Origin of the sequence: uncultured Bacillus sp. (assembly GCF_958411575.1) — a bacterium.
Taxonomy (GTDB): domain Bacteria; phylum Bacillota; class Bacilli; order Bacillales; family Bacillaceae; genus Bacillus; species Bacillus spizizenii.
On record NZ_CATYRA010000008.1, the window covers coordinates 20,656 to 37,169 of the forward strand.

General features: G+C 45.6%; 14 protein-coding genes and 1 pseudogene. 11 read left to right on the forward strand and 4 right to left on the reverse strand.

What is annotated here, in order from left to right; all coding sequences use genetic code 11:
• The first annotated feature begins 136 nt into the window (after nt 1-136).
• From Q5C82_RS13970 to Q5C82_RS13990, 5 genes and pseudogenes are all read left to right on the forward strand, one after another.
• Nucleotides 137-1,570, forward strand: a complete 1,434-nt coding sequence (locus tag Q5C82_RS13970; protein ID WP_003224783.1) for a YfcC family protein — start codon at nt 137-139, stop codon at nt 1,568-1,570.
• Between the two features lie 115 nt (nt 1,571-1,685).
• Nucleotides 1,686-2,255: pseudogene (locus Q5C82_RS13975) on the forward strand (DUF6773 family protein).
• A gap of 171 nt (nt 2,256-2,426) precedes the next feature.
• Entirely contained in the window at nt 2,427-4,406 is a 1,980-nt protein-coding gene (locus tag Q5C82_RS13980; RefSeq protein WP_003224786.1) for a starch-binding protein, read from the forward strand.
• Between the two features lie 173 nt (nt 4,407-4,579).
• Nucleotides 4,580-5,545, forward strand: coding sequence for an L-lactate dehydrogenase (locus Q5C82_RS13985; RefSeq protein ID WP_032727249.1), 966 nt, complete (start codon nt 4,580-4,582; stop codon nt 5,543-5,545).
• Nucleotides 5,546-5,576: 31 nt separating this feature from the next.
• Complete coding sequence (locus Q5C82_RS13990; RefSeq protein WP_003224790.1) at nt 5,577-7,202, forward strand: L-lactate permease; 1,626 nt, start codon at nt 5,577-5,579, stop codon at nt 7,200-7,202.
• Between the two features lie 39 nt (nt 7,203-7,241).
• Here Q5C82_RS13990 and bmr3 read toward each other — a convergent pair whose 3' ends face one another.
• Nucleotides 7,242-8,783: a multidrug efflux MFS transporter Bmr3 gene (gene bmr3, locus Q5C82_RS13995; protein WP_003224792.1), complete on the reverse strand. Its 1,542-nt coding sequence runs from the start codon at nt 8,781-8,783 to the stop codon at nt 7,242-7,244.
• Between the two features lie 112 nt (nt 8,784-8,895).
• On the opposite strand from bmr3, the gene Q5C82_RS14000 reads away from it, so the two are divergent.
• The 3 genes from Q5C82_RS14000 (at nt 8,896) to Q5C82_RS14010 (ending at nt 10,895) form a co-directional block, all read left to right on the forward strand.
• Complete coding sequence (locus Q5C82_RS14000; RefSeq protein WP_003224793.1) at nt 8,896-9,360, forward strand: MarR family transcriptional regulator; 465 nt, start codon at nt 8,896-8,898, stop codon at nt 9,358-9,360.
• Nucleotides 9,361-9,434: 74 nt separating this feature from the next.
• Nucleotides 9,435-10,064 carry a LysE family translocator gene (locus tag Q5C82_RS14005; protein WP_003224795.1) on the forward strand — a complete coding sequence of 210 codons (630 nt, stop codon included), beginning with the start codon at nt 9,435-9,437 and terminating at the stop codon, nt 10,062-10,064.
• Between the two features lie 69 nt (nt 10,065-10,133).
• The gene (locus tag Q5C82_RS14010; RefSeq protein ID WP_003224797.1) at nt 10,134-10,895 is read left to right on the forward strand and encodes a YqcI/YcgG family protein; all 762 of its coding nucleotides are present in this window, start codon (nt 10,134-10,136) and stop codon (nt 10,893-10,895) included.
• 1 nt (nt 10,896) lies between these two features.
• On the opposite strand, the gene Q5C82_RS14015 is transcribed toward Q5C82_RS14010, so the two are convergent.
• Nucleotides 10,897-12,237: an amino acid permease gene (locus tag Q5C82_RS14015; RefSeq protein WP_003224799.1), complete on the reverse strand. Its 1,341-nt coding sequence runs from the start codon at nt 12,235-12,237 to the stop codon at nt 10,897-10,899.
• A 129-nt stretch (nt 12,238-12,366) separates the two neighbouring features.
• Between Q5C82_RS14015 and Q5C82_RS14020 the strand changes: the two genes are divergently transcribed.
• On the forward strand, nt 12,367-12,963 hold the full coding sequence (locus tag Q5C82_RS14020) for a DUF1989 domain-containing protein (RefSeq protein ID WP_003224801.1): 597 nt from the start codon (nt 12,367-12,369) through the stop codon (nt 12,961-12,963).
• A gap of 132 nt (nt 12,964-13,095) precedes the next feature.
• Nucleotides 13,096-13,914, forward strand: coding sequence for an ammonia-dependent NAD(+) synthetase (gene nadE, locus Q5C82_RS14025; RefSeq protein WP_003224803.1), 819 nt, complete (start codon nt 13,096-13,098; stop codon nt 13,912-13,914).
• 273 nt (nt 13,915-14,187) lie between these two features.
• Here nadE and tmrB read toward each other — a convergent pair whose 3' ends face one another.
• A complete protein-coding gene (tmrB, locus tag Q5C82_RS14030; protein WP_003224804.1) occupies nt 14,188-14,781 on the reverse strand; it encodes a tunicamycin resistance ATP-binding TmrB in 594 nt (197 codons plus the stop codon).
• 306 nt (nt 14,782-15,087) lie between these two features.
• Between tmrB and Q5C82_RS14035 the strand changes: the two genes are divergently transcribed.
• Nucleotides 15,088-15,648 (forward strand): shikimate kinase, encoded by a 561-nt coding sequence (locus Q5C82_RS14035; RefSeq protein WP_003224806.1) that lies wholly within the window; start codon nt 15,088-15,090, stop codon nt 15,646-15,648.
• A 29-nt stretch (nt 15,649-15,677) separates the two neighbouring features.
• On the opposite strand, the gene Q5C82_RS14040 is transcribed toward Q5C82_RS14035, so the two are convergent.
• The gene (locus Q5C82_RS14040; RefSeq protein ID WP_003224808.1) at nt 15,678-16,439 is read right to left on the reverse strand and encodes a class I SAM-dependent methyltransferase; all 762 of its coding nucleotides are present in this window, start codon (nt 16,437-16,439) and stop codon (nt 15,678-15,680) included.
• Nucleotides 16,440-16,514: the final 75 nt, after the last annotated feature.

Below are 16,514 nucleotides of genomic sequence, written 5' to 3' on the forward strand. Positions count from 1 at the left end.
TTTCTATTAAAATGAGTTTTACCTTCTTTACTTCTTTTATATTGAAACAAGAAGATAGGCTGTATATAATATAGCACATATTGCTACTTTTCAGAATAATTAGTATTTTCAAACAGAGGGGATGGATGATCGAAATATGAGTATGCCAGCAGCCGAAACACAGCCTAAGAAAAAACGAACGACATTTAAAATGCCTGACGCTTATGTCCTCTTATTTATTATTGCTTTTATTTGCGCCATTGCTTCGTATATTGTGCCGGCGGGTGAATTTGACCGAGTGACAAAGGGAGATGTCACCACTGCTGTTCCGGGAAGCTATCATTCGATTGAACAGTCCCCGGTCAGCCTGATCAGCTTTTTTACTTCTCTACAGGATGGAATGGTCGGATCAGCACCAATCATCTTTCTGATTTTATTCACAGGCGGTACCATTGCCATTTTAGAAAAAACGGGTGCCATTAACGGCCTGATTTACAATGTCATCAGCAAATTCCGCACAAAGCAATTATTATTTATTTGTATTGTCGGTGCGTTGTTCTCCATTCTCGGAACAACCGGAATTGTCGTGAATTCAGTTATCGGATTTATCCCCATCGGCCTCATTGTCGCACGATCCTTAAAATGGGACGCAGTCGCGGGCGCCGCTGTTATTTACATCGGCTGCTACGCTGGATTTAACTCTACTATTTTATCGCCGTCCCCGCTCGGTTTATCACAATCAATCGCGGAGCTGCCGCTTTTTTCGGGGATCGGCCTGCGTGTTTTGATATACATATGCTTTTTGCTGTCTTCTATTATTTATATCTATCTGTACACTAGAAAATTAAAAAAATCAAAGGATGCCAGTGTGTTAGGGACAAATTGGTTCCCGGCGGCAGGAATGAGCGAGGCGGGGAAAGAAGAAGATCAGTCAGTGCCGTTTACTGTTCGTCATAAGCTCATTTTGGCTGTGGCGGGACTGTCGCTGATCGGATTTTTATACGGCGCTTTGAAGCTGGGCTGGTCTGATTCACAAATGGCTGCGACGTTTATTTTTATTTCTGTCCTTGCCGGTTTAATAGGCAGGCTTGCGGCAAACGATATTGCCAAAACCTTTATTATGGGCTGCCAAGGCCTTGTATACGGGGCGCTGATTGTCGGGATGGCGCGGAGCATTTCTGTCATTCTTGAAAATGGGAAGCTGCTGGATACAGTCGTCAATGCTTTGGCTTCGGTTTTGGACGGGTTCAGTCCGATGGCCGGCGCAATCGGCATGTATATCGCCAGCGCCCTGCTTCATTTTCTCATCTCTTCAGGATCGGGCGAAGCGGTTGTGTTCATTCCGATTCTGGCGCCGCTCGCTGATTTGATGGGCATCACGAGACAGGTCGCGGTGGAAGCGGTTATGCTTGGAGAAGGGGTCGTCAACTGTGTGAATCCGACGTCCGGCGTTTTGATGGCAGTGCTTGCTGCCAGCGGAATTCCGTACGTCAAGTGGCTTCGGTTTATGCTGCCGCTCGCTCTGATTTGGTTCTTAATCGGGCTTGTGTTTATTTGTATCGGTGTCCTGATCAATTGGGGGCCGTTTTAAACATTGCTGCCCGCCGGCTTGTACGGCGGGCTTTTCATTTATTCGTTGCAGAAGCGCAGGCTGTTATTGTAACATGTAAGCCATAAGCCATTCGTAAAAGTGCGGGAGGAAGGTCATGAATAATCTGCATAACAGACTTTCAGGCGTGAATGGGAAAAATAAGAGAGTAAAAAAAGAACAAAAAATCTGGTCGGAGATTGGGATGATAGCGGGAGCGTTTACGTTGCTTGATGTGATTGTCCGCGGCATTATGTTTGAATTTCCGTTTAAAGAATGGGCTGCAAGCCTTGTGTTTTTGTTCATCATTATCTTATATTATTGCATCAGGGCAGCAGCATCTGGAATGCTCCTGCCGAGAATAGACACCGAAGAAGAACTGCAAAAACGGGTGAAGCAGCAGCGAATAGAATCAATTGCGGTCGCCTTTGCGGTAGTGGTGCTTACGATGTACGACAGGGGGATTCCCCATACATTCTTCGCTTGGCTGAAAATGATCCTTCTTTTTATCGTCTGCGGCGGCGTTCTGTTTCTGCTTCGGTACATGATTGTGAAGCTGGCTTACAGAAGAGCGGTAAAAGAAGAGGCAGAGAAGAAATCATCTTAATAGATGGTTTCTTTTTTTGTTTGTAAGCGAGGGAAACGCTCACAGTTCGGGTCAGCTTTTTCTATAGGAATATTGATTTGAATTCACTCTATCAAGTTGTTTAGATAGAGTGAATGTGATAATTTAAAATGTAAGCGTTAACAAAATTCTCCAGTCTTCACAATAGTTTGAAAGGAGGAAGCGGAAGAATGAAGTAAGAGGGATTTTTGCCTCCGCAGTAAGTCTTCAAAAACCAAATAAGGAGTGTCAAGAATGTTTGAAAAACGATTCAAAACCTCTTTACTGCCGTTATTCGCTGGATTTTTATTGCTGTTTCATTTGGTTCTGGGAGGGTCGGCGGCAGCGAATGCTGAAACACAGAACACATCGAAAGAGCTGACAGCGCCATCGATCAAAAGCGGGACCATTCTTCATGCTTGGAATTGGTCGTTCAATACGTTAAAACACAATATGAAGGATATTCATGATGCAGGATATACAGCGATTCAGACGTCTCCGATTAACCAAGTGAAGGAAGGGAATCAAGGAGATAAAAGCATGTCGAACTGGTACTGGTTGTATCAGCCGACATCGTACCAAATTGGCAACCGTTACCTAGGTACTGAACAAGAATTTAAAGAAATGTGTGCAGCCGCTGAGGAATATGGCGTGAAGGTCATTGTTGACGCGGTCATCAATCATACCACCAGTGACTATGCTGCGATTTCCAATGAGATTAAGAGTATTCCAAATTGGACACATGGAAACACACAAATTAAAAACTGGTCCGATCGATGGGATGTCACGCAGAATTCATTGCTCGGGCTATATGATTGGAATACACAGAATGCACAAGTGCAGTCCTATCTGAAACGTTTCTTAGAAAGAGCATTGAATGACGGCGCAGACGGATTTCGATTTGATGCAGCCAAACATATAGAGCTTCCGGATGACGGGAATTACGGCAGTCAATTTTGGCCGAATATCACAAATACATCTGCGGAGTTCCAATACGGAGAAATCCTGCAAGATAGTGCCTCCAGAGATGCTGCATATGCGAATTATATGAATGTGACAGCATCTAACTATGGACATTCCATAAGATCTGCTTTAAAAAATCGCAATCTTAGCGTGTCGAATATCTCTCATTATGCATCAGATGTGTCTGTCGACAAGTTAGTCACATGGGTAGAATCGCATGATACGTATGCCAATGATGAGGAAGAGTCTACATGGATGAGCGATGACGATATTCGCTTAGGCTGGGCAGTGATTGCTTCTCGCTCAGGCAGTACGCCTCTTTTCTTTTCTAGGCCTGAGGGCGGCGGAAATGGAGTAAGATTCCCGGGGAAAAGCCAAATAGGCGATCGAGGGAGTGGTTTATTTGAAGATCAGGCCATCACTGCGGTCAATAGATTTCACAATGTGATGGATGGACAGCCTGAGGAACTCTCGAATCCGAATGGAAACAACCAGATATTCATGAATCAGCGCGGCTCGCACGGCGTTGTGTTGGCAAATGCAGGTTCATCTTCTGTCACCATCAATACGTCAACGAAATTACCTGATGGCAGGTATGATAATAAAGCTGGGAACGGTTCATTTCAAGTAACAGACGGTAAACTGACAGGCACGCTCAATGCCAGATCTGTGGTTGTTCTTTATCCTGATGATATTGCAAATGCGCCTCATGTCTTCCTTGAGAATGTCAAAACAGGTGTAACACATTCTTTCAACGATCAACTGACGATCACTCTGCGTGCAGATGCGAATACAACAAAAGCCGTTTATCAAATCAATAATGGGCAAGAGACAGCGTTTAAGGATGGAGACCAATTAACGATCGGAAAAGGAGATTCGTTTGGCACAACATACAACATCACGTTAACAGGAACGAACAGTGATGGCGTAACGAGGACCCAGGAATACAGATTTGTAAAAAAAGACCCATCTGCGGCCAAAACCATTGGCTATCAAAACCCAAATCATTGGGGCCAAGTAAATGCTTATATCTATAAACATGATGGGGGCCGGGCAATAGAATTGGCCGGATCCTGGCCGGGAAGAGCAATGGCTAAGAATGCAGATGGAATTTACACGCTGACGCTGCCTGCGGATACGGATACAACGAACGCCAAAGTGATTTTTAATAATGGCAGCGCCCAAGTGCCCGGACAGAACCAGCCTGGCTTTGATTACGTGCAAAATGGTTTATATAATGACTCTGGCTTAAGCGGTTCTCTTCCTCATTGAGGGCAATGTTAGACGGGTTTTACCGATAGAAACCATCCTAGATGGTTTCTTTTTTTGTTCATAAATCAGACAAAACTTTTCTCTTGCAATAGTTTGTGAAATGTTGCACAATATAAATGTGAAATACTTCACAAATGAACATCAAAGAAAAACATACCCTGGAAGGATGATTAATGATGAACAAACATGTAAATAAAGTAGCTTTAATCGGAGCGGGTTTTGTTGGAAGCAGTTATGCATTTGCGTTAATAAACCAAGGGATCACAGATGAGCTTGTGGTCATTGATGTAAATAAAGAAAAAGCAATGGGCGATGTGATGGACTTAAACCACGGAAAGGCGTTTGCGCCGCAACCAGTCAAAACATCTTACGGAACATATGAAGACTGCAAAGATGCTGATATTGTCTGCATCTGCGCCGGAGCAAACCAAAAACCTGGTGAGACACGCCTTGAATTAGTAGAAAAGAACTTAAAGATTTTCAAAGGCATCGTCAGTGAAGTCATGGCGAGCGGATTTGACGGCATTTTCTTAATCGCGACAAATCCGGTTGATATTCTGACTTACGCTACATGGAAATTCAGCGGCCTGCCAAAAGAGCGGGTGATCGGAAGCGGCACAACACTAGATTCTGCGAGATTCCGTTACATGCTGAGCGAATACTTTGGCGCAGCGCCTCAAAACGTGCACGCGCATATTATCGGAGAGCACGGTGATACAGAGCTTCCTGTCTGGAGCCACGCAAATGTCGGCGGTGTGCCTGTCAGTGAACTCGTTGAGAAAAACGATGCATACAAACAAGAGGAGCTTGACCAGATCGTAGATGACGTGAAAAACGCCGCTTACCATATTATTGAGAAAAAAGGCGCAACTTATTATGGTGTTGCGATGAGCCTAGCCCGCATTACAAAAGCCATTCTTCATAATGAAAACAGCATTTTAACTGTCAGCACATACTTGGACGGACAATACGGCGCAGATGACGTGTACATCGGCGTTCCGGCTGTCGTAAACCGCGGAGGTATTGCAGGCATCACTGAGCTGAACTTAAATGAGAAAGAAAAAGAACAGTTCCTTCACAGCGCAGGCGTCCTTAAAAACATTTTAAAGCCTCATTTTGCAGAACAAAAGGTCAACTAATCGCAACTATAGAGTAAAGGGCTGATTGTCAATGTGGGAGCAGTTGTATGATCCGTTTGGAAACGAGTATGTGAGCGCACTTGTGGCGCTCACTCCGATTCTTTTTTTTCTCTTGGCTTTAACTGTTTTTAAAATGAAAGGCATTCTATCTGCATTTCTTACCTTAGCCGTCAGTTTCTTCGTCACCGTTTTGGCATTTCATATGCCGGTTGAAAAAGCAATTTCTTCTGTTTTGCTAGGAATCGGGAGCGGTTTGTGGCCGATTGGCTACATCGTCCTGATGGCGGTGTGGCTGTATAAAATCGCAGTGAAAACCGGGAAATTTACCATTATTCGTTCCAGCATTGCCGGTATTTCGCCTGACCAACGATTACAGCTATTATTAATTGGTTTTTGTTTTAACGCGTTTTTAGAAGGCGCGGCCGGTTTTGGTGTTCCGATTGCGATTAGTGCGGCGCTGCTCGTCGAACTTGGTTTTAAACCGTTAAAAGCGGCGGCTCTCTGCTTGATTGCGAACGCAGCCTCTGGAGCCTTTGGGGCGATCGGGATTCCTGTAATCACAGGGGCGCAGATTGGTGATTTGTCTGCTCTTGAGCTGTCTCGGACATTGATGTGGACATTGCCGATGATCTCATTCTTGATTCCGTTTCTGCTTGTATTCCTATTAGACCAAATGAGAGGAATCAAACAGACATGGCCTGCCCTGTTGGTTGTGAGCGGTGTGTATACAGCGGTTCAGACACTGACAATGGCTGTGCTTGGTCCGGAATTAGCAAACATTTTGGCGGCCTTATTCAGCATGGGCGGGCTTGCGCTCTTCCTCCGCAAATGGCAGCCGAAAGAGATTTACCGGGAGGAAGGAGCCGGCGAGACTGGTGAGAAAAAAGCATACAGTGCCGCAGACATTGCGAAAGCGTGGTCTCCTTTCTACATTTTAACTGCGGCAATCACAATCTGGAGCCTTCCTGCCTTCAAAGCGCTTTTCCAAGAAGGCGGACTGTTATATCAGACAACACTTCTATTGAAAATGCCTTTTCTGCATCAGCAAATGATGAAAATGCCGCCGATTGCGCCAACTGCCATGCCGTTAGATGCTGTCTTTAAAGTCGACCTGCTGTCAGCGACTGGAACAGCGATTTTAGCTGCAGTCATCGTGACAGGGCTGTTCAGTAAAAAATTCTCCTATCGAGATGCCTTTGCCTCCTTGAAGGAGACAGGAAAAGAGCTGTGGGTGCCGATTATGACGATCTGCTTCGTGATGGGTTTTGCCAATCTGGCCAACTTCGCAGGGCTCAGCTCTTCAATTGGATTAGCACTGGCGAAAACAGGGGACTTGTTCCCGTTTGTCAGTCCTGTTCTCGGCTGGATCGGCGTGTTCATTACCGGTTCAGTTGTCAGCAATAACGCTTTGTTCGGACATTTGCAGGTTGTCACTGGAGCGCAGATCGGTGCGGGTTCTGATTTGCTGTTAGCTGCAAATACGGCGGGCGGGGTGATGGCGAAACTCGTCTCTCCTCAATCAATCGCCATTGCTGCTGCAGCGGTCGGCCAGACAGGCAAGGAATCTAAACTGTTTAAACGGACAGTGGCGTACAGCCTGATTCTGTTATTGATCATTTGTATATGGACGTTTATTCTTGCAAGATTAGGATTGTAATCGAAAAAGCAGTACATGCCAGCCATGTACTGCTTTTTTCTATTCATTTGCTTTCTTCGCCATTTCCGCTGTTGTTTTCACTCTGGCTTTTCCCATAAACAAAACGGTAACCGCCGCGAGGGCAATTGGAATCAAAGCGAGCAAAAAGACATACGTGATACTTGCTGACATCGCGTCAATAATGCGATTCAGGATCGTCTCAGGAATCTGAGAACGTGTTCCTGCTTGGAAAATTTCCTGCGGGTCGCCGATATTTTGCGCGGCGCCTGAGCCCGCTGAGCCTTTCATGCCGCTGAAGGCATCACTCAGCTTGTTTGTGAACACGTTTGTTTGCACCGTTCCGAAAATGGTGACGCCCAGGGTCATGCCGAATGACCGCAAAAACGAATTTGTAGAGTTGGCCGTCCCCCGAAAACGAGGTTCAAGATCGTTCATCGATGCCGCCGGCAGCAGGGAGAAGTTAAAGCCCACACCAAAGCCTGAAATCATCATAAAGACCGTCAGCCATACCCGTGCCGTCTCCGGTGTCATATTAGATAAAAGCAGCATGCCGATAAAGAAAGCCGTAACAGATATCAACATCAAATTACGGAAGCTTGCCTTCGTTTGAAAGATCCCGCCGATCATGCTCCCGATGACTGATCCAATCATCATCGGCGTCAAAATGAAGCCTGCGCTTGTCGCTGAGCTGCCGTATACCGACTGAACGAAAATTGGAATAAATACCGCTAAAAGAATGAATGTTCCGCCATACAGGAAAGCGAGAATTTGCGCTGTGGCAAACAACCTGTTTTTAAACATCCAGAAAGAAATAATCGGTTCTTCCGCTTTTCTCTCCACAATAAAAAAGGCAATGAAGAAAACAGCGAATATAATAAACAGACCAATGATCTGAATGGAATTCCAATCGTAAGTTTTGCCGCCAAGCTCTAGGGCGAACATCAGGCATACAATTGATACGACTAAGGTAATCGCGCCGCCCCAGTCAATCTTCTGCTTTTTGTGCTCCAGAGATTCTTTGTAGTAGCGAATAATGAAAAACAATGACAATGCGCCGATCGGCACATTGATGTAAAATACCCAGTGCCAGCTGATCGAATCTGTAATGATCGCGCCTAACAGCGGCCCGAGAACACTGGATAATCCAAATACAGCACCGAACATGCCGGACATTTTTCCGCGTTTTTCCGGAGGAAACAAATCAAAGATAATGGTAAAGGCAATCGGCAGGAGCGCACCGCCTCCAATCCCTTGAATGGCCCGGTAGATGATCAGCTGATTCATCGTCTGTGCAATTCCGCATAAAGCTGACCCGATTAAGAAAAAAATAAGTCCAAACAGGAAAAAACGTTTTCGGCCATACATATCGGAAAGCTTGCCGTAAATCGGCATTCCAGCCATAACCGCCACCATATAGGATGCCGTCACCCAAGCAAATTTATCGAAGCTTCCAAGATCCGCTACGATGCTGCCCATCGCGGTGGCAACAATCGTATTGTCCATTGCAGACATCAAGATGCCCAGCAGGAGACCGAGGACCACAAATTTGGTGGAAGCCTGTTTTGCTGATGTTGTGTCCATTTGTTCTACCTCCTCTTACTTTTCTATGTAAGTTCTGATATCATGATAATAGTTTGATCACTAAATATCTCGACTATCAAGATAAATTCGATTTTATAGGGAGGACTGTCAGTTGTCAACAAGAAATTCCAGAAGTGATTTGGAAAAGACTGCCGTTCAGCTTTTTCGGAAATTGAGCACAAGAACGGTTCTGTTTCATCAGGCAGCCGCTCAAGCTCTCGGTCTGTTTCCCACCGATTTAAAATCAGCTGACATCTTAAATGAAGCAGGGCCGATGACTGCCGGAGAGCTGGGGAAAAAGACGGGCCTCAGCACGGGTTCGGTCACGGCGCTTGTTGACCGGTTAGAAAAAGCGGGGTATGTGGCTCGTGAAAAGGACCCGGACGACCGCAGAAGAGTCATAATCGTCCCATTGACGGCTTCAAAAAAACATGTAAAGGATTTGTTCCGTTCTCTGTCAGAGTCGACGATGGATTTGTGCCGTGAGTATACAGAAGAAGAACTGGAACTCATTTTCAGTTTCGTAGGCAAAGCCGCCGATATTGTCGAGGAAGAACTTAATCGTCTGAAACAGTAAGCGAATTTTGTGCATAGCTTGGCCCGTTCCCGAATAAATTGTACAAGTTACGTAAGAGAAGGGAGTACGGGCCGGTGAACATTTTTTTGAGCTATATTGTGCTGGGACTGTCCTTGTCTGCGCCTGTGGGACCAGTGAATGCGGCGCAAATAGACAAAGGAATTAAAAACGGTTTTTGGCATGCGTGGATTTTTGGTTTAGGCGCCATGACAGCGGACGGACTGTACATGCTTTTTATCTATTTCGGACTTTCACAGTTTTTGACCGCTCCGTTTGTGAAAACGTTTTTGTGGCTCTTCGGATTTTTTGTTCTGACCTATACTGGAATTGAAACGCTGAAAAATGTCAGAGAGCCGATGGATGTGCGAAGCTCGCGGGGAAAAGTGTCATATAGGAAAACGTTCGCTTCGGGTTTTCTCATCTCACTGTCAAATCCATTGAGCATCCTTTTTTGGCTCGGCATTTACGGGAGCATACTTGCGAAAACAGCAGAGGCCTACAATATGAATCAGCTTCTGATCTATAGCTCCGGCATCATGATCGGTATTTTAATCTGGGATTTCTGCATGGCGATCACAGCCAGCATGTTCAGAAATCTGCTTCATGAAAAGCTATTGAGAGGATTGACCGGAATCGCAGGGGTATCCCTCCTTATATTTGGCTTTTACTTCGGTTATCAAGGAATCAAACAGTTATTGGGCTGATTCATGAAGGACAGTCACCCGCCGCCTCCAGTTTTAATATAGTATCCAGATGATACTGGAGGTGGATCAATGGTGAATGGGATTTACACCAAAAGTTTTCTGGAACGTAATCAAGCTGAACTCCCTGAATGGCAAAGAATCGCTTTTGAGCTTTTGGCAGAAACTGTGGCGGATGACGCGGATACGTTTCCGTGCATTCCCGGACGCCAGGCGTTTCTGACTGATCAGCTTCGCATTGCTTTTGCCGGAGATCCGCGGGAAAACCGTACAGCGGAGGAACTGGCACCACTGCTTGCGGAGTACGGCAAGATATCGCGGGACACGGGAAAGTACGCATCCCTCGTTGTGTTATTTGATACACCGGAAGATTTGGCTGAGCACTATTCGATTGAAGCATATGAAGAGCTGTTTTGGAGCTTTTTAAATAGACTGAGTCATCAGGACGAAAAAGAGTGGCCGGAAGACATTCCGGCCGATCCTGAGCATTATAAATGGGAGTTTTGTTTTGACGGCGAGCCGTACTTTATTCTGTGCGCTACACCGGGACACGAGGCGAGAAAAAGCCGGAGCTTTCCCTATTTTATGATCGCGTTTCAGCCAAGATGGGTGTTTGATGACCTAAATGGTTCAACCGTGTCCGGCCAGAACATGAGCAGGCTGATCCGATCCCGTTTAAAGGCCTACGATCAAGCCCCGGTCCATCCGCATTTAGGCTGGTACGGAGGAAAAGATAATCGCGAATGGAAACAGTATTTCCTTCGTGATGATGAAAAACAGGTATCGAAGTGCCCGTTTTCTTATTTAAAGAACATGTTCAACAAAATGAAATAAATCACGAGCTGGCAGGGCGGTCTTTATGTCCCTGCTTTTTTTGATAGATCATCGTAACGATGGCAATGATCACGAGAAAACCTATGCTTACAAAAAAACCGGGCCGGCTTGATTTTTCAAACAGTGTGCCGGATACAGCTGCAGCAATCAGAATCATCGCTAAATAAATTTGCGTTTTCCCCATTCCTTCAGGATCAGTCAGCTTTTTGCTGGAGAACAGGATAAACAGCCAAGTGTATAAAAGCATAAGCCCCGCTGCTGTCGTCATGTGCTCATAAATGTTTTTGGGCAGCACTAAAGACAGAATGATGGACAGGACAAGCCCCGCAAACGTCAGCCCCAGCGCCGGCCAGCATATTTTTTTGCCTTCCTTTAAAGTAAAGCATTTCGGCGCGTCTCCGTCGTCAGCCATCGTACATAGCAATGTCGTAACCGCAAACAGTGAAGCGACGAGGGTCGAGAATCCGGCAATAATGAAAATCCCGTTAAAAATATCAAGGATGATCTTAAGGTTATATCCTTTTAACGACGTAATGAACGGGCTGTCCTGCTCAGTAAACATGTCTAATGGAACCAGCAGCAAGGCCAGTCCGATCGAAATAATATAAATAATCGCCAGCGTCGCCAGCATTAATTTCCCTGATTTAGACGCTTCCTCTGGTTTTTTTAAGTGAACCGCCATCAGCCCCATGACCTCAATTCCGCCAAAGGCGTAAAACGCGTAGATTAAACCTGTCCACAGCCCCATGGCGCCATATGGGAAAAACTCACTCGTCTTATTTGGAACCTGTACATCGTGCTTTCCGCCAGACAGGATACCGCATAATGCCAGGATGGCAATCACAATAAACATAAAAATAGCGGCTGTTTTGATAACTGCCAGTACGTTTTCAGTCTTCTCAAAAACAGACAGCCCGGTAAAGATAATCAGTAGCCCAAGTACCGCGTAGATTGAAGCAAATACCCATAGCGGCACTTGAGGAAACCAGTGCTTCGTAAATAACGAAATGGCTGTCAATTGGCTTCCGGTAATCAGCATTTCTGATGACCAGTACACCCAGCCATTGCTGAAGCCGGCCCATCTTCCGAATGCTTTTCTCGCATACGCACAAAACGAGCCTTTTTCCGGCTGCTTTGCCGACAGTTTGGCAAGCTGTTCGAATACAAAATACGTGCCGATTGCCCCGATCAGAAATGATAGCAGAACGGAGAAACCGCTTTTTACTATTGCAATGCTGGAACCGAGAAAAAATCCTGTTCCGATCGTACATCCTATACCGATTAATGACAGCTGCCACCAGGCCAAATTTCCTTTTTGCTGGTCTTTTTTTGTTTGACTCATAATCATTTCAACCCCTTTTATCTAAGGTTAGATTGCGACCCGCCCGAAGCTTATATACATCGGATTTTTGCCTCTTTTTACATGGGGAAGGCGGAGAACGCTCATACTAATGAAAAAAGGAGCGAAGCAATGACACAGCAATATATCGTGGAGCCGAAAAAAGGACTCGGGCTGAAGCTAAAAAAGGGGCAGATTTTAAAGGTGGTTGATGTAGAAGGGCAGCAGGTGGCTGATTTTGTTGCGTACCATGCCAAGGATTTTTATGAGCACCTTGATCAGGGAGCAACGATTGATGCCAATCATTCCATTCATGTGAAAGTCAACGATCATATCTACTCGAATCTATACAAACCGATGCTGACGTTGATTGAAGATACGGTCGGCAAGCATGATTTGCTGCTTCCCGCCTGCCGTCCTGATATGAATAGGCTGTTATACGGCAAGCAAAAGGACGAGTTTCAGGATACGTGCTATGACAATATGAACCGTGCGCTTGAGCAGTTTGGCGTCCCGAAGCCTCACATGCACTACCCGTTTGCGATTTTTATGAATACTGTCCTTGATGAGAAAGGGAACCTGTCTGTGGAAACGCCGCTTTCGAATGCCGGAGATTATGTAAGGCTTCGGGCGGAAATGGATTTGATTGTCGCGTTTTCTTCCTGCCCAATAGAAAAAGGGAAGTGCAATGGCGATAGTGTAACGTCAATACGGGTGGAAGTCAGCTGATCTCTCTTGTTCACTGTGAATCAAGACCTGTGCTATATTTAATAGGGATACATAATTGTCATGATTCATTTTCATTAATTTGGGGAAATGATCAAATAAGAAACAGCGAATTGTACAGGAGGAATGATTGGGATGAGCATGCAGGAAAAGATTATGCGTGAATTACATGTGAAGCCCTCAATTGATCCAAAGCAAGAAATTGAGGACCGAATCAATTTTTTAAAACAATATCTGAAAAAAACCGGCGCTAAAGGCTTTGTGTTAGGAATCAGCGGCGGACAGGATTCAACTCTTGCAGGGCGCCTGGCCCAGCTTGCGGTGGAACGCATTCGCGAGGAGGGCGGAGTCGCTCAATTTATCGCGGTCCGTCTTCCGCATGGCACACAGCAGGATGAAGACGATGCCCAGCTTGCTTTGAAGTTCATTAAACCGGATAAATCATGGAAGTTCGATATTAAGTCCACAGTCAGCGCGTTTTCTGATCAGTATCAGCAGGAAACCGGTGATCAGCTGACTGACTTTAATAAAGGAAACGTAAAAGCGAGAACAAGAATGATCGCTCAATACGCGATCGGCGGCCAAGAAGGCCTCCTTGTCATCGGCACGGACCATGCCGCTGAGGCTGTGACGGGTTTCTTTACGAAGTACGGTGACGGCGGAGCGGACCTCCTGCCGCTGACCGGGTTGACGAAGCGCCAGGGAAAAAGCCTGCTGAAAGAGCTGGGTGCACCGGAACGTTTATACTTAAAAGAACCAACTGCCGATCTCCTCGATGATAAACCGCAGCAGGCGGATGAAACAGAGCTTGGCATTTCCTACGAGGAAATTGACGATTATCTCGAAGGAAAAGAAGTATCAGCGAAAGTGTCAGAAGCGCTGGAAAATCGCTTCAGCATAACTGAGCATAAACGTCAGGTTCCGGCGTCTATGTTTGATGACTGGTGGAAATAAGATAAAGAAAGCCCGCTCTCAGAGCGGGCTTTTCAGCGTGTCGGCAAACCCTCACATTCGTTGTCAGTCCTGCGCGTTGGTGCTCACGGGTTAAGAATGAAACGGCGGCTAATCGCTCAGGCGTCCTGCCTAAACGCCGCCATCATCACATCCTGTGAAAGTCTGCTCCAATGCTTGTCCTTCGTAGACTTCAAGGGTTTTCAATCACGCTGAAAACAGATGATAAAATCCTAAAACGTAAACCGTTTTAGGATTTTATCATGTACTGGATCTTTATTTGATGCGGATATGATTCAGCTTTACCATCAATCTGTCGATGGACCTTCGGAGGATGCCTCTCGTATCAGGGGCTAATGTAAGATTGGCTCTTGCGGCAATGGTTTCTGCCGCATCCTGAATTGACATGTTGTCTGTTTGGAGGTGATCCACAAAGATTGGTGATGCCAATCCTTCAATGCAGCGGTCAATTTGTTTAGCGGCCCATGAGTTTTTACCTTCTGCTCTTGTGCGCAGCCGTTTTAACAAGGTTTCTTTTGAAGCCATTAATGTAAAGTGGTGAACCGTTCTGCCGTCATGTCTAAGCCTGCCGATGATCTCATTAAAGTATTCAGGATGTACAATCGTCATAGGCACAATGATGATGCCGCGGTATGTATCGGTCAGGGAGGCCAGCAAGCTATAATTGAACGTCCGCCATAAGGGGTAGCTTTGAAAATCGTCCTCCGCGATCTCCGGCGGTATCATGGAACGCAGTGCAAAACCCATTTTCTCAGGATCATACACATAAGATGCTTTCAGCCTTCTGTGCAGTTCGAAGGCTGTTTGTGTTTTTCCGGAACTGAAAGCCCCGTTTATCCATATGATCATCACCATTTCTCCCTTCTTATTTATCATACAAAAAAAGACCCTTCGATCGAAGAGTCAGCGGGAAAAACAATCAAGGCAGTGAGATTGAAAGGTTTTAATGCTTTTTTGCGTCGAAGTATTAAAATATATGCAGAAATGTTGTACAATGAATGTCATTCAGGAAAAAACGTTTGAACAACCAAGAGCAGGCTATCCCAGGTAAAGCATGACCGGAAAAGGACGGGCAAGCCGGTATCTATATAAATATACGTAAAATAAGCATATAATGAATATAAAATTTCATTCCTTAGGAGGATTTCGCCGAAGATGAACGCTAAACGAGCCATCCCAGTAAGAGAAAGAAATATCGTCCTGATCGGATTCATGGGTGTAGGAAAAACGACAATCGGCCAATTGGTCGCTAAAAAATTATATAGAGATTTTATCGATATTGACCAAGAGATCGAAAAGGATTTCAATATGTCAATCCCTGAGATGTTTGAGGAAAAGGGAGAAGACTTTTTCCGGAAAACAGAGAAGGAATATATTTTAGACATCTGCCGTCATAAACGATTCAAAATCGTCTCTTTGGGCGGCGGGTCTTTTAAGCAAGAGGAAATCAGAAAATGCTGTCTGGAAAACTGTCTCGTGCTTCATCTGGACCTGTCATGGGAGAACTGGAAGCAGCGTGCGGATTTATTGATCGAGAGCCGCCCTGTGCTGCATAACCGTTCAATGGATGAAATGGAACAGCTGTTTAATGAAAGAAAAGTCATTTACGACAAACACAATTCAAAAGTCGCAACAGACAACCTTTCTCCGGAAGAGGTTGCTGATTACATTGTAGAGACATTAAAAATCGGCTGGGATCTTTATCAGCCAATGTAAAAGCCGTGCAGTGCGCACGGCTTTTTTTTTTATCGTTTTATGCCCTGTATCAAAATCGCTTTTAAGCAAAAGGAGCCGGGCTGTACGTTCTGATTCAATTTGATGTCGAACATGTCACGTGCTTTGTCTGATGCGTCATTCAGGTGGGCGATGATTTGCTTTTCCCGGTCGGCGGGAGTTCCGCCCCGTTTGATCCAGCTGTCGTATTGAATCGGCAAATTCCACTTTTGTATTTCTTGGTACCCAAGCTGATTAGCGGTGAACATCAACTGCCATTCTGATAATGAGCTTTCCCGGACATGGGAAGGGTCACGGAGCCGGTTCACATGATTGACAAACTCATCAAGACCGGGATCTTCAGGCGCGTAATGATCGATCAAGAGAAAACGTCCGTCCTTTTTCAGCACGCGTGCAACTTCGCTGACGGCTTTGCGGACATCTGAAAAATGGTGGGCCGCGTATCGGCAGGTGATGAGATCAAATGAATCGTCGGGGAAGGGGAGTGACTCTGCCGTTCCTTGTTGAAAGCGTACATTTCCCGCTCCTTTTTCTTGCGCAAAGGTGGACGCAACCTCTACCATCTCTTTCGTCGCATCAATGCCGATGCACTCCTGTACATATGGGGAAAATGCCAGCGCTGTATGGCCAGCACCCGCTCCGATATCCAGCACCCGCTGGTCAGCCCGGCATTCCGCCGTTTTGATCATTACCCCTAAATCTTTCCCCTCGGCAAATACCTTCTCATCCCGGTACATCACGGCGTTTTTAGAAAACGGTGTTTCATTTCTCATGTGAACTCAGCTCCTTTTTTTGTAAATGTAATATGGATTATGTTAGCAATTTCTGTTATGATTCGTCCAAGATAT

Coding starts and splice junctions, on each gene's coding strand:
- Q5C82_RS14035 (WP_003224806.1), top strand. CDS start 15,088: ATGAACGCTAAACGAGCCATCCCAGTAAGAGAAAGAAATATCGTCCTG.
- Q5C82_RS13990 (WP_003224790.1), top strand. CDS start 5,577: ATGTGGGAGCAGTTGTATGATCCGTTTGGAAACGAGTATGTGAGCGCA.
- nadE (WP_003224803.1), top strand. CDS start 13,096: ATGAGCATGCAGGAAAAGATTATGCGTGAATTACATGTGAAGCCCTCA.
- Q5C82_RS14040 (WP_003224808.1), bottom strand. CDS start 16,439: ATGAGAAATGAAACACCGTTTTCTAAAAACGCCGTGATGTACCGGGAT.
- Q5C82_RS13970 (WP_003224783.1), top strand. CDS start 137: ATGAGTATGCCAGCAGCCGAAACACAGCCTAAGAAAAAACGAACGACA.
- Q5C82_RS14010 (WP_003224797.1), top strand. CDS start 10,134: ATGGTGAATGGGATTTACACCAAAAGTTTTCTGGAACGTAATCAAGCT.
- Q5C82_RS14020 (WP_003224801.1), top strand. CDS start 12,367: ATGACACAGCAATATATCGTGGAGCCGAAAAAAGGACTCGGGCTGAAG.
- bmr3 (WP_003224792.1), bottom strand. CDS start 8,783: ATGGACACAACATCAGCAAAACAGGCTTCCACCAAATTTGTGGTCCTC.
- Q5C82_RS13985 (WP_032727249.1), top strand. CDS start 4,580: ATGATGAACAAACATGTAAATAAAGTAGCTTTAATCGGAGCGGGTTTT.
- Q5C82_RS14015 (WP_003224799.1), bottom strand. CDS start 12,237: ATGAGTCAAACAAAAAAAGACCAGCAAAAAGGAAATTTGGCCTGGTGG.
- Q5C82_RS13980 (WP_003224786.1), top strand. CDS start 2,427: ATGTTTGAAAAACGATTCAAAACCTCTTTACTGCCGTTATTCGCTGGA.
- tmrB (WP_003224804.1), bottom strand. CDS start 14,781: ATGATCATATGGATAAACGGGGCTTTCAGTTCCGGAAAAACACAAACA.